The sequence below is a fragment of the Parabacteroides sp. PH5-46 genome (assembly GCF_029892785.1).
GTDB lineage: Bacteria > Bacteroidota > Bacteroidia > Bacteroidales > Tannerellaceae > DFXE01.
The window spans coordinates 45900-58051 of sequence record NZ_JARXXA010000010.1 but is presented as its reverse complement, the minus strand read 5'-3'; the positions used below and the strand labels follow the sequence as shown (position 1 = coordinate 58051).

The window sequence follows — 12152 nt, the reverse complement described above, 5'->3', positions numbered from 1 at the left end:
AGATAATTTTATGGATAAGTTGAATGCAGATGAACGATTTGAGAAGTTGGGATTGAGTTTGCCTCCGGCTCCGGAGCCCAAAGGGGTATATAAACCTTGTTTGATAGATGGAAAGTATTTATACCTATCAGGACATGGGCCGGTACAAGATGATAAAACATTAATAATAGGCCGGATCGGGCGGGATATTGCTGCAGAGGAAGGTAAGCTGGCTGCGCGTCAGGTGGGCTTGACGATGTTGTCAACAATCAAGGAAAATTTAGGTAGCCTGAATAAGGTAAAAAGGGTAATCAAGGTCTTAGGGATGGTGAACTGTACCTCCGAATTTGAACGTCACCCTTATATTATTAACGGATGCAGTGAACTATTTGCTGAAGTTTGGGGAGAAGATAACGGAGTAGGCGTGCGTAGTGCCGTAGGTTTCGGTTCGCTACCCGATAATATTCCTGTAGAAATTGAAGCACTTTTTGAGTTGGAGTAAGCCATGTGGTATGTGGTTGATAATATTGAATCGGTAGATTCCCCGGCTTTGGTGATATATCCGGATATTATTTTAGATAATATTAATTTAGCGCTGGGAATAGCCGGAGGTGTAAACAAGCTTCGTCCTCATGTAAAGACCAATAAAACGGGGGAAGTTTGTGAAATGATGATGAAGGCCGGAATATCTAAATTCAAGTGTGCAACCATTGCCGAGGCTGAAATGCTGGGTATGATTGATGCACTTGATGTATTGCTGGCCTATCAGCCCGTCGGAGCTAAGATGGCTCGTTTCGTAAAACTGGCTAAGACCTATCAGAAGACGCATTATTCCTGCTTGGTAGACAATAAAGAATGTGCAAAGGCACTGAATGATCTGTCTGCCGCAGAGCGTACGGTAATCGATGTGCTTATTGATTTGAATATAGGAATGAACCGGACCGGTATTCAGCCCGAAGGAGCTGTAGAACTTGCAGCCTATATCTTATCATTGAAGCATCTTCGGCTGATTGGGCTACATGGATATGACGGACATATTCATGAAGCGGATCCGGTTCAGAGGCAACGATTGGCAGATGCTGCTTATGCTATGGTAGAAGAAGTACACAAAGAAATACAGTCATGGTTCACGTACCAGTTGCTTTTGGTTGTTGGTGGAACCCCTACTTTCCCTATGCACGTACATCGTGAACATGTGGAGTGTAGTCCGGGCACCTTTGTGTTCTGGGATTGGGGGTACAAGCACTTATTTACCGATATGCCGTTTAATTATGCTGCCGTACTGATCACCCGGGTGATATCTATTATCGATAAAAAAAGGCTTTGTGTTGATTTGGGTTATAAAGCTGTAGCCTCTGAAAACCCCTTGCCGCGCGTACATTTCCTGAATGCCCCGGATGCGGTACAGGTATCTCAGAGTGAGGAACATTTGGTATTGGAAGTTCCGGATACCGGTATCTATTCGCATGGGGATGTGTTTTATGCTGTGCCGGTACATATTTGCCCTACTGTTGCTTTGTATGATAAAGCCTTTGTGGCTCGAGATAAAATGATTACCGAAGCGTGGAACATTATAGCCCGTAACCGTTATATAACTATTTAAATTCAAAAACAAATGTCTAAACAATTAATTGCAGATATACATCTCGACCTCAGCATGAATGCCTTGGAGTGGAATCGGGATTTACGGGAGTCCGTACAGGAAATAAACAGAAGAGAACATGGCATGACCGATAAACCGGACAGAGGAAATGCTACTATCTCCTTTGAGGAGTTGAGAAAAGGAAATGTCGGTTTGATAGTTGCAACCCAAATCGGACGCTATGTAGCACCCGATAATCCTTTACCCGGATGGCATTCGCCTGAACAGGCCTGGGCGCAAACCCAAGGTCAGTTGGCTTGGTATAAAGCAATGGAAGAAGACGGCTTTATGACTATGATACGGACGCGGGATGAGTTAAACAAACATCTCTCATCATGGCAAGAAGGCGGAACATCGAAAAATAAATCCATCGGATATGTATTGAGCATTGAAGGAGCAGATTCATTTGTAACTGTCGATCATGTGGAAAGAGCCTATCATTGCGGACTAAGAGCTGTAGGCCCGGCTCATTACGGCCCGGGACGATATGCCAACGGAACAGATTCTTCGGGAAAGCTAAATGAGATGGGGCAATCTTTGCTAAAGAAAATGGATGAGTTGGGTATGATCCTGGATGTAACCCACTTGAATGATGAAGCTTTTTGGCATGCTTTGGAGCTTTACAAAGGACCGGTTTGGGCTAGCCATAATAATTGTCGTGTATTTGTAGATCATAACCGGCAGTTTAGTGACGAAATGATAAAGGCATTGATCGAACGTAAGGCTGTAATAGGTGTAGCGCTGGACGCATGGATGATGGTACCAGGATGGGTACGCGGTGTATCAACCCCTCAGACTATGAATTGTAACCTGGAGATAATGGCTAATAACATAGACCATATCTGCCAATTAGCCGGTAATACTGATTATGCCGCTATAGGAAGCGACCTGGACGGTGCCTTCGGAACAGAGCAATGTCCCTACGACCTGAAAACAATCGCAGATCTGCAAAAAGTCCCCGAAATACTGAAGAAAAGAGGTTATAGCGACAAAGATATTGAAGCAATAGCCAGCGGAAATGTAATTCGTTTCTTACAAAATTCTCTTCCGGTATAAGAGTTTACTCCAAATAAATAAGCCTTTTTCTTTCCACATACAGGGTAAAGAAAAAGGCTTATTCTATTTTTATTAGACTATCCTATTGGATATTAATGCTTAATGGTTCTCTTACTTTTTGTGAGAAATTGCTTACGTAGTTAAACCAATTGAGAGAATTTTCAAATCCCCATTTATTCCAACCTCCGCCAGTATAATATACATATTCGCCACCGGGAGTATAATCACTGAAAGCTAGTACATGCCCGTTGGCTTTGCGCTCTGTTTTCTCTTTGTCAGAGAAATAAACAGCTTTCGCTTCATTGATGATCGATGGGATAACAGCACCTACATATATTTGTCCGTTTACAGGATCAGCAGGTGCTGCGTAGGCGATAAATCCTTCTGTTGTATTGGTTTGATAATCATTGCTTGGCTCATGCATGACAATGCCTGTAACAATGGGTGTGTTTTTGCTTAAGTTGGTATATTTTACAGTAATCTTGTTCAGTTGCGATCCGGCATCAAGTGAAATGGTGCGGGTTTCTATTACATCTGTATCTTCGTTTACAGTCAGGGGATTATATGTTAATCTAACTGTAAACCTTAAGGGGCCGTTATCCACTATTTCGTATGTTTTGTAGCAATAGGGATAAATGATAGAACTATCGTTTGCTAATAAAGCTGAGGTGCCTCCTCCCAGCGTCGGGCCAACACTGTAGAAGTCCAAGCCGTTGCCATGGTCTATGTGGTATGACACCGAATTAGCAAGTTCTTGTGCTGCTTCGGGATCGGTTTTTCTGAGTTCTTCAATCTTTTTCCTAGTCTCCGGGTTTAATTCTGTAGCATAGCGTTGCTCAACAACAAGCTCAGGTACACGTTTTACCCATACATCATAACCGAAAGCTTTCTCTCCACTAGCTTGCAGAGTCGGTCCGTAAGTGCGGAATGCGATCTTATCATTCTCCCAGGCTATATCATCTACCCGTTCAGGATAATACTTTCCAAAAACAAGGGCTTTGTAGGAATCGGGTTTTCCGGTTTTGATTGAATAATTAACCACCTCATGAGCTTTTAGGCTAACCGGAAAGATTATTTTCTTATCATGTGTCAATTGGTAAGGAATTTGCTTGCCTTCCGGATTGGTAATAATGAAATCTTCTCCGTTGAATCTCTCTGTAATGACGGCCAGATCAAGCTCAACGATCTCGTACTCCCTTTGCAAGGATGAAGAATTAGCTACGGAAACGGTAAGCTCTTTTCTTTCAGTACAAGCAAGAGCTACGAACATAAATAATAGACTGATCAGTGTTCTCATAATTATTCCATGAATTTTGGCGTAAAAATATGAATAATCTTTAGATTAGAACTAATAATTTGCTTAATTTGCAGAATATTTGTGTACGAACACATGATTTATTATAATAACTAAAAAGAGAAGAGAAAATGGCAAATTTTTCATTGAACGGGAAGGTTGCACTTGTTACAGGTGCTTCTTATGGGATTGGTTTTGCAATCGCCTCAGCCTTGTCGGAAGCCGGGGCAACAATTGTATTTAACGACATTAACCAGGATTTGGTAGACAAAGGAGTAGCTGCTTATAAAGAAAAAGGCATTCAGGCACATGGCTATGTATGTGATGTAACGAATGAAGAACAGGTAAACGCTCTGGTTGCTCAGGTGGAAAAGGAAGTTGGGGTTATTGATATTCTGTTTAATAATGCAGGAATCATCAAGCGTATCCCTATGCATGAGATGTCTGCTGCCGAGTTTCGCCAGGTAATTGATGTAGACTTGAATGCTCCTTTTATAGTTGCCAAAGCCGTTATCCCTTCTATGATCAAGAAAGGTGGGGGCAAGATTATCAATATCTGTTCTATGATGAGCGAATTAGGGCGTGAAACCGTATCAGCCTATGCTGCAGCTAAAGGAGGTTTGAAAATGTTGACTCGCAACATAGCTTCCGAATATGGCGAATATAATATACAATGTAATGGAATAGGGCCGGGTTATATAGCTACACCTCAAACAGCTCCTTTGCGTGAAAAACAAGCCGATGGTTCACGTCATCCGTTTGATTCTTTTATTATTGCAAAAACACCGGCTGCCCGCTGGGGAACTCCGGAAGACTTGATGGGCCCTGCTATATTTCTATCGTCAGAGGCATCCGACTTTATAAACGGACATATCTTGTACGTAGATGGCGGAATTTTAGCTTATATAGGGAAGCAGCCTTAATAAAGAGGAATGAGGATTGGCAATTTGCATTTATCTATTGGCAATTTGACAAAATGTTTTGCGGTTGATATTAAGCGATTTATATTTGCACCGAAGACATTCCCTTTTTAAGACTAGCCCTTTGTAAAGTCCTGTACCTCCATCTTGGTACGGGACTTTATCTATGTTTGGATATATGTTGTCTGCGGAATTCGGCACAAACAATAGCTGTAGCAATGGCTACGTTTAGCGACTCGGCTGTATCTGTGTTTTCGGGATAGCTTGGGATGCAGAGCTTTTCCGTAATCAGGCTTTCCAGAGAAGGGCGAATACCTTTTCCTTCATTCCCCATCAGGATAAAGCCCTTGTCGGATAGCTGTTTGGAATAAATACTTTCCTCATTCGGAAATGTGCCGTATACAGGTATGTCTCTGTTTTTCCATTCTGTAAGGTAAGCCTCCAGGTCTGTATAATGTATTTTCACATGTGCCAGGCTGCCCATAGTGGCCTGTACTGTTTTGGGAGCAAAAGCGTCAACTGTATCCATGCTACATACAATATGCCCGATGCCAAACCAGGCCGCCAGCCTGATAATGGTTCCCATATTGCCGGGATCCTGAATACAATCGAGCGCCAGAACAACCTCTCCGGAAGGGTCTACTTCTTCCAGCTTGTAGGCAGGAAGCTTGAATACGGCGATTACATCTTGCGGATTTTTCAGAAAACTACCTTTACGGATATCATGCTCATCTGCTTCCAGTAACTCAAGAGTAGGTATATCCCCCTGGGTTGCCATCCATGAAGGCTTAGCGATGATCAGTTCACTTTCATAAGCCCCAAGCATATCGGATACCAGTTTGTTTCCTTCGGCCACAAATGCCCGGTGTTCGTCTCTGAACTTTTTAAGTTCCAATGAGCGAATGTATTTTAATTTACTTTTGCTAATCATCCTTATTCTCTTTTTACAAAACAAAAGTACGCGATTTTCTTTAATTTGAACTACATTTGCGGGCGTAAACAACTAGGGTATGAAGCTTCTCTTTCGTCTGATATTTATAGCTTTGTGGGTGTGGGTCTTGTCTTCCTGCAGCTCAACTAAGTTTGTGGCAGACGGTGAGTACCTGCTTGATAAAGTTGTGATTAATACGGATAACAAGCAATATAAGTCCACAGAACTAAAACCGTATCTTCGCCAACAACCCAATTTTAAGGCTTTTAACCTGATGAAATGGCAGTTATTCGTATATGGTTGGTCGGGACGTGACGAGAATAAATGGATAAATAAACAAATCCGACGAATAGGCGAAGCACCGATCATTCTTGATACTACCTTGGTAGGTGAATCGGTGGATGAACTGAAGCGTTTTCTGACCAACAAAGGCTATCCGAATGCTGAAATTACTACATCTGTTGATACAACAAGGAATAAGAAGGCTGTTGTAACCTATGATGTGATCAGTAATCAACCTTATGTGATCCGAGACTATGCAATGAAGTTGGACGATCCGCTTATAGATAGCATTGCTCACTTGAAACCTCCCGTCCGCTCCCGCCTGGGAGCAGCCTTCCGCTCTACTCCGGATGAATATATTCCGGTAGTAAAAAAAGGGGATAATTTTGATCGAGATCAGCTAGATAAAGAAAGGCAGCGAATTACTTCCCTGTTGCGTAGAAGAGGGTATTACGGCTTTAATCGTGACAACCTGGCGTATCTGGCCGACAGCACATTTAATGACAATATAGTAGACCTTGAGATGATACTGAAGCCCCACCGGAAGATATTGCCGGATGGAACTATTGAAGAGCAGCCCCATCGCCGCTACTACCTGAAAGACATTACAATCCTTACGGATTACGATCCTCTTCGTCTGGAAGACGATGAACCTTTCATTCCTACAGATACCTTGAAAAAAGGAGATGTTACTATTGTTTACGGCAAAAACGGGCGGAGTATTCGTCCCAATATATTGAGAAGGAGTAACTATATGACTCCCGGCAGCTTGTTTAGCGAGAGAAGCCTGGAGCAAACCTACTCTTCTTTTGCCTCCTTAAATGCACTTCGAAATGTGAATATCCGCTTTAATGAGATAGAAGAAAACGATACCATGAAGCTACATGCTACCATTCTGACGTCTCCGGCAAAGGTTCATGGCTTTGGTGTAGATATTGAAGGGACAAACTCAGCCGGTGATCTGGGATTTGCATCCAGTCTTAACTACAGACATCGTAATTTTTTCAAAGGTTCGGAAGTCTTTTCCGCCAAAATTCGTGGAGCTTATGAGTCACTGTCAGGCAGCAAGCAATACGGACTTGATAATTACTGGGAAATAGGAGGGGAGATGTCTTTGGTTTTTCCCCGTTTTTTATTCCCCTTTATCAGTGAAAACTTCAGCAGAAAACTTCGTGCTAATACGGAATTCAAGGTCAGCTACAATCGCCAGACTCGTCCTGAATACGAAAGAGCTGTTGTTTCGGGCGGTTGGAGCTACAGTTGGCAAAACCGGACAAACTCCCTGGCTCGCCATACGTTTAACCTGATAGATGTAGACTACCTTTATCTGCCCCGCATTAATAGAGATTTTCTAACCTCCCTGCCCGAAGCTACGCAGTTGTACAACTTTAACAACCAGTTTATCGTTAGCTCCGGTTATACATATAGCTTCAACAATTACAATCCTCAACACCGTCAGCGCAATACCCATTCTTTCCGCGTGTCGGTAGAATCAGCCGGTAATGTATTGAATGTCCTGTCCCATATTCTTCAGGCAGATAAGGGAAATAATGGGAATTATGAGCTTTTTGGTATTGATTATTCCCAATATATGAAAGGCGATTTTGACTTCAGCAAAGGTATTGTATTAGACAATAGAAACAGACTGGCCTTTCACTTAGGAGTAGGTTTAGCCTATCCCTATGGCAATGCCAAACGGATACCTTTTGAGAGACGTTATTTTGCCGGCGGAGCCAACAGTGTGCGGGGATGGTCGGTTCGTTCGCTGGGTCCGGGCAGTATGTCAAGTGACTCGGCAACCTTTGCCACGCAAGCCGGCGATATCCGCCTGGATGCCAATTTGGAATATCGTACCAAATTATTCTGGAAATTTGAACTGGCAGCCTTTGTAGATGCCGGCAATATCTGGACTATTCGTTCATATCCCGACCAGGAAGACGGGAAGTTTAAATTTACCCAATTTTATAAGGAAATAGCATTTTCCTATGGTTTGGGCTTACGTCTCGACTTTGATTTTTTCCTGATACGCTTTGATACAGGCTTTAAAGCTTATGATCCACAAGCGAAAGGCTCAGACCGATGGGCTATAACTCATCCTAATTTCCACAAAAACTTTGCCTGGCATTTCGCCGTTGGCTATCCCTTCTGATCCTAATGTGAAGGTATCCCTTTCTTTCGTTTATACAAAAAAAAACCGTATATTTCGCTTGATTAGCATATGCTATGTACTTTGTTGTATTAAATATTATGTTTATGATTAGAAATGTTTTATTCTCTTTATTTATAGGGTGTCTGTTGGTGTCATGTTCCTCTTATACAGATGCAATAAAGGCCGATTCCAATATCCGGAAAATTCAGTTAGGTATGTCGAAGAGGAATGTTATATCCGTGATGGGCAAGTCTTATCGCTCTGTAGGCGCGATTCAAACACCGGATGGTAATGTAGAGATATTGGGTTATACAAACGCGGAAGATGGCATGTATAAGCTTCATATATTGAACGATAAACTGATACAGTGGGAGTATGACAAAGGGCGTCCTCCTCGTCGGGAGCATCATCACAATCCCTGATTGAAAGTCCTTCCCTTGTAGGGTGTATAATAACTTTTCGCGCATTTATTTGTTATTATAAATAATGAGTAAATGTTAATGTGAAAGGAGATTATATATGAAAAGTATTGTTTTGCTCCGCCATGGCGAAAGTACATGGAATAAGGAAAACCGCTTTACCGGGTGGACTGATGTGGATTTAACGGAAAAAGGAGTGGCAGAGGCTATCAAAGCCGGTAGGCAGCTGAAAGAGAAAGGCTATGTCTTTGATGTTGCCTATACTTCTTATCTGAAAAGAGCCGTAAAAACCTTGAATAATGTGCTTGACCAGATGGATCAGGACTGGATTCCGGTAGAGAAAAACTGGCGTCTGAACGAGAAGCATTATGGCAATCTGCAAGGTTTAAATAAAAGTGAAACAGCTGCAAAATATGGTGATGAACAGGTACTTATCTGGCGCCGGAGTTATGATATAGCCCCCTTGCCGCTGGATGAGCATGATCCGCGCAATCCCAAACACGATATCCGCTACAAACAGGTGGCAGATAAGGATTTGCCACGAACAGAGTCTTTGAAAGACACAGTAGAGCGTATCCTGCCTTACTGGAAAGAAACGATTTTTCCTACTTTACATAAAGCAAACCAGGTATTGGTTACAGCGCATGGAAACAGCTTGCGCGGCATTATCAAGTACCTAAAGAACATATCCGACGAAGATATCGTCCATCTCAATCTGCCTACAGCTATCCCCTATGTCTTTGAGTTTGACGACAACCTCAAACTACAAAACGACTACTTCCTGGGCGACCCCGAAGAGATCAAAAAACTAATGGAAGCCGTAGCCAATCAAGGTAAAAAGCAATAAAGCAACGCTTACAAAGCTTGCTCTATGTCAAAAAGCAGATCGTCAGCTTGTTCCAGTCCTACGGAGAGGCGGATGGTTTTTTGCTTGATGTCCATGCTTTTTCGTTGTTCGTCGCTGAAGCTGCCATAAATGGTACTAGCCGGGTGGATCGCCAATGTTTTGTTGTCAAACAGGTTGGTGGCCCGGCGTATGATTTTCAGGCGATTCATGAATGAAAAACAGGCTTCGCGGGATATCAGGTTGAATGTCAGCATAGCTCCCGGATAGGCTCCGAACTGGCTGGTGCTGATGGCGTGAAACGGGTTCTTCTTTAAGCCCGTATAGTTAACGGAGATAACTCCTTCCATCAGTTCCAGGCGTTTGGCCAATTCCAGGCAGGTACTGGCTTGCTGCTGATACCGGATCTGCAAGGTCTCCAGTCCAAGAGACTGCATATAAGCCGATTGAGGTGTCATATAGGCGCCTATGTTGCGGTGTATCTCTTTTCTCAGGCGCAGGGTAAAAGCGGCATCCCCTGCTTGTCCGTGCCATGCTTCCAGGGGTTTAGACCGGCTCCAGTCTGTCGAACCGTAATCGATGATAAGCCCTCCCACAGAAGTGGCCCCTCCCGAAATATATTTCGTGCTGGAAACAAGCTCAATATCCACCCCGAAGTCTTTTGCGTTGAATGACGAGAAAGGGATGATGGTGGTATCTGCAATCAACGGAATGCCAGCTACTTTCGCAATAGCAGACAAGGCTTTCAGGTCGGCTACTTCCAATTGGGGGTTGGTTATGATCTCCAGGAAGACGGCACAGGTGTTGTTGTCAATATTGGAGCGGACTTCCTCCGGCTTTGTCAGATCGCAAAAACGAACTTCTACTCCGAACATCGCCAATGTATTCCTAAGGAAAGAATAGGTGTTTCCGAACAAATGCGGAGAGGTTACGATATTCATACCTGTCTGACTCAGTGTGAAAAAGGTGTTGCTTATAGCAGCCATTCCGGAGCTTAAAGCCGTTACGCTCAGCGCCCCTGTAACAGTGCGCACACGCTCTTCAAAATACTGAACCGTAGGATTGCTGATCCGTGAATAAAAATGATCGGAACTACGTCCGCAAAAGGCCTCTTCCATAGCTTCGGCCGAGTCGAACTCAAAAGCCACAGAATTGTAAACCGGCATAGACAGCGCCTTGTGTGCATCAGCCTTTTCATAAGGAGTATGCAGCAACTGCGCTTCAAAACTTGATTGGGTCATAAGTATGTATTTTACCTGTTGCAAATGTATAATAGATTTGCTTTAATAACTCTCGCCTCCTCCCATAAAATAAAATATTCCTCGGAAGTTAAACTGTGTTAATCAATGTGGTTTATAAAATAAACTACTTTATATTTGTATTGAGAAATACAAAAATGATATGGAAGACAGGAAAATTACTGAAAAGGAAAGTTTGGAACTCATTAGTCAAATGATCCGGAATACGCAAAATAAATTGGCAGAGAATAGCGGGCGCCCCTTTCTCCTGTTTGGCTATCTCAGTGTGGCTTTTGCGATTGTGATCTGGTGCCTTATCCATGCCACGGCTGATTGGCGTTGGGGATACCTCTGGTTTGTATTGCCCGCTATTGCCTGGCCCATCGTAGCCCGTATCTATAACCGGATGCGAAACAAAACGACTTACATTGATCGTGTGGTTAAGTACATCTGGATATTGATGGGGATTACTATTATTATAGCTTGCGGGTTTACCCTCATTTTTCACGATATGGAGAGTCTTTTCTTTACTTCACTTCTGCTGGGGATGTGCACGGCCCTTACGGGACTGGTAGTGAAGATAAAGCCTGTCGTTATAGCCGGTGCGATAGCTATGGCACTATCGCCTGTTGTACTCTGGATGCAGGGCGAGAACCGCTTGCTCCTCCTGTCGCTTGTTTTCGTGCTGGTCTTTGTTATACCGGGCCATATCCTCAATCATAAAAGTAAAAATAATGCCTGATGTTTAAAGAGTTAAATCCATTACTACACTCGGAATTGCGTCTGGCGATTATGTCGTTACTGCTTTCTGTGGAGGATGCCGACTTTGTTTATATCCGCGAGCAGACCGGTGCCACAGCCGGTAACCTCAGTGTGCAGATAGACAAACTTAGCAAAGCAGGCTACATCGAGGTGGAAAAGACCTACAAAGGTAAGATCCCCTGTACGCTCTGTAAAATCACTCCCGAAGGCGTGAAGGCATTTGAAGAGTATGTTGAAGCGCTAAAAAGTTACATCCGTTTCACTGATAATTAGTATGTAAACCAGATCCAGTATCCTTATTTTTCTTATTGATTTTACCGAGAGGTGTTCAGCCTTTCCCGGGCTTGCTTTGTCTGTTTTTAATTTAGAGGTACGTCTAAATCGATTTAGAGGTACGTGTAAATTAAATTAGAGGTAGGTGTAAATAAATTTAGAGGTACGTCTAAATTATTTTGAAGGTAGGTCTAACTAAAAAAGGCATCAAGCGGTGTGAAGAAGTTGTCCTTTACTTTCAATGGATGAACTGTATGATTTAGAAAAGTAATTCAATTACATTTTGATATGATGTTACACAATACACGATGGTATTGTGCTTAGATTTTGTTGTCTATAAAATAAAAATCAAATAATAATAAG

At 42.8% G+C, this 12152-nt stretch carries 12 protein-coding genes; 9 read left to right on the top strand and 3 right to left on the bottom strand.

What is annotated here, in order from left to right:
• Window positions 1-10 precede the first annotated feature (10 nt).
• From M2470_RS11560 to M2470_RS11550, 3 genes are read left to right on the top strand one after another with little or no spacing between them, the layout of a single operon-like run.
• Window positions 11-481 (top strand): RidA family protein, encoded by a 471-nt coding sequence (locus tag M2470_RS11560; RefSeq protein ID WP_280745188.1) that lies wholly within the window; start codon window positions 11-13, stop codon window positions 479-481.
• A 3-nt stretch (window positions 482-484) separates the two neighbouring features.
• A complete protein-coding gene (locus M2470_RS11555; protein ID WP_280745189.1) occupies window positions 485-1582 on the top strand; it encodes a D-TA family PLP-dependent enzyme in 1098 nt (365 codons plus the stop codon).
• 12 nt (window positions 1583-1594) lie between these two features.
• Window positions 1595-2677: a membrane dipeptidase gene (locus tag M2470_RS11550; RefSeq protein ID WP_280745190.1), complete on the top strand. Its 1083-nt coding sequence runs from the start codon at window positions 1595-1597 to the stop codon at window positions 2675-2677.
• Window positions 2678-2759: 82 nt separating this feature from the next.
• On the opposite strand, the gene M2470_RS11545 is transcribed toward M2470_RS11550, so the two are convergent.
• Window positions 2760-3974, bottom strand: a complete 1215-nt coding sequence (locus M2470_RS11545; RefSeq protein WP_280745191.1) for a DUF4861 domain-containing protein — start codon at window positions 3972-3974, stop codon at window positions 2760-2762.
• 128 nt (window positions 3975-4102) lie between these two features.
• Between M2470_RS11545 and M2470_RS11540 the strand changes: the two genes are divergently transcribed.
• Window positions 4103-4894, top strand: coding sequence for a gluconate 5-dehydrogenase (locus M2470_RS11540; RefSeq protein ID WP_280745192.1), 792 nt, complete (start codon window positions 4103-4105; stop codon window positions 4892-4894).
• A gap of 157 nt (window positions 4895-5051) precedes the next feature.
• Here the strand turns inward: M2470_RS11540 and M2470_RS11535 are convergent, their stop codons facing one another.
• Window positions 5052-5822, bottom strand: coding sequence for an RNA methyltransferase (locus M2470_RS11535; protein ID WP_280745193.1), 771 nt, complete (start codon window positions 5820-5822; stop codon window positions 5052-5054).
• A gap of 79 nt (window positions 5823-5901) precedes the next feature.
• Between M2470_RS11535 and M2470_RS11530 the strand changes: the two genes are divergently transcribed.
• The 3 genes from M2470_RS11530 (at window position 5902) to gpmA (ending at window position 9519) form a co-directional block, all read left to right on the top strand.
• Window positions 5902-8253: a BamA/TamA family outer membrane protein gene (locus tag M2470_RS11530; RefSeq protein WP_280745194.1), complete on the top strand. Its 2352-nt coding sequence runs from the start codon at window positions 5902-5904 to the stop codon at window positions 8251-8253.
• A 104-nt stretch (window positions 8254-8357) separates the two neighbouring features.
• Complete coding sequence (locus M2470_RS11525; RefSeq protein WP_280745195.1) at window positions 8358-8675, top strand: hypothetical protein; 318 nt, start codon at window positions 8358-8360, stop codon at window positions 8673-8675.
• 97 nt (window positions 8676-8772) lie between these two features.
• On the top strand, window positions 8773-9519 hold the full coding sequence (gene gpmA, locus M2470_RS11520) for a 2,3-diphosphoglycerate-dependent phosphoglycerate mutase (protein ID WP_280745196.1): 747 nt from the start codon (window positions 8773-8775) through the stop codon (window positions 9517-9519).
• An 8-nt stretch (window positions 9520-9527) separates the two neighbouring features.
• Here gpmA and M2470_RS11515 read toward each other — a convergent pair whose 3' ends face one another.
• The gene (locus M2470_RS11515) at window positions 9528-10757 is read right to left on the bottom strand and encodes a PLP-dependent transferase (RefSeq protein ID WP_280745197.1); all 1230 of its coding nucleotides are present in this window, start codon (window positions 10755-10757) and stop codon (window positions 9528-9530) included.
• Between the two features lie 160 nt (window positions 10758-10917).
• On the opposite strand from M2470_RS11515, the gene M2470_RS11510 reads away from it, so the two are divergent.
• Both M2470_RS11510 and M2470_RS11505 read left to right on the top strand, forming a co-directional pair.
• Window positions 10918-11496 carry a hypothetical protein gene (locus tag M2470_RS11510; RefSeq protein WP_280745198.1) on the top strand — a complete coding sequence of 193 codons (579 nt, stop codon included), beginning with the start codon at window positions 10918-10920 and terminating at the stop codon, window positions 11494-11496.
• Window positions 11496-11789, top strand: a complete 294-nt coding sequence (locus tag M2470_RS11505; protein ID WP_280745199.1) for a transcriptional regulator — start codon at window positions 11496-11498, stop codon at window positions 11787-11789. The genes M2470_RS11510 and M2470_RS11505 overlap by 1 nt, the downstream gene beginning before the upstream one ends.
• The last annotated feature ends 363 nt before the right edge of the window (window positions 11790-12152 follow it).

Coding starts and splice junctions, on each gene's coding strand:
- M2470_RS11555 (WP_280745189.1), top strand. CDS start 485: ATGTGGTATGTGGTTGATAATATTGAATCGGTAGATTCCCCGGCTTTG.
- M2470_RS11515 (WP_280745197.1), bottom strand. CDS start 10,757: ATGACCCAATCAAGTTTTGAAGCGCAGTTGCTGCATACTCCTTATGAA.
- M2470_RS11540 (WP_280745192.1), top strand. CDS start 4,103: ATGGCAAATTTTTCATTGAACGGGAAGGTTGCACTTGTTACAGGTGCT.
- M2470_RS11545 (WP_280745191.1), bottom strand. CDS start 3,974: ATGAGAACACTGATCAGTCTATTATTTATGTTCGTAGCTCTTGCTTGT.
- M2470_RS11505 (WP_280745199.1), top strand. CDS start 11,496: ATGTTTAAAGAGTTAAATCCATTACTACACTCGGAATTGCGTCTGGCG.
- M2470_RS11560 (WP_280745188.1), top strand. CDS start 11: ATGGATAAGTTGAATGCAGATGAACGATTTGAGAAGTTGGGATTGAGT.
- M2470_RS11525 (WP_280745195.1), top strand. CDS start 8,358: ATGATTAGAAATGTTTTATTCTCTTTATTTATAGGGTGTCTGTTGGTG.
- M2470_RS11535 (WP_280745193.1), bottom strand. CDS start 5,822: ATGATTAGCAAAAGTAAATTAAAATACATTCGCTCATTGGAACTTAAA.
- M2470_RS11530 (WP_280745194.1), top strand. CDS start 5,902: ATGAAGCTTCTCTTTCGTCTGATATTTATAGCTTTGTGGGTGTGGGTC.
- M2470_RS11550 (WP_280745190.1), top strand. CDS start 1,595: ATGTCTAAACAATTAATTGCAGATATACATCTCGACCTCAGCATGAAT.
- gpmA (WP_280745196.1), top strand. CDS start 8,773: ATGAAAAGTATTGTTTTGCTCCGCCATGGCGAAAGTACATGGAATAAG.
- M2470_RS11510 (WP_280745198.1), top strand. CDS start 10,918: ATGGAAGACAGGAAAATTACTGAAAAGGAAAGTTTGGAACTCATTAGT.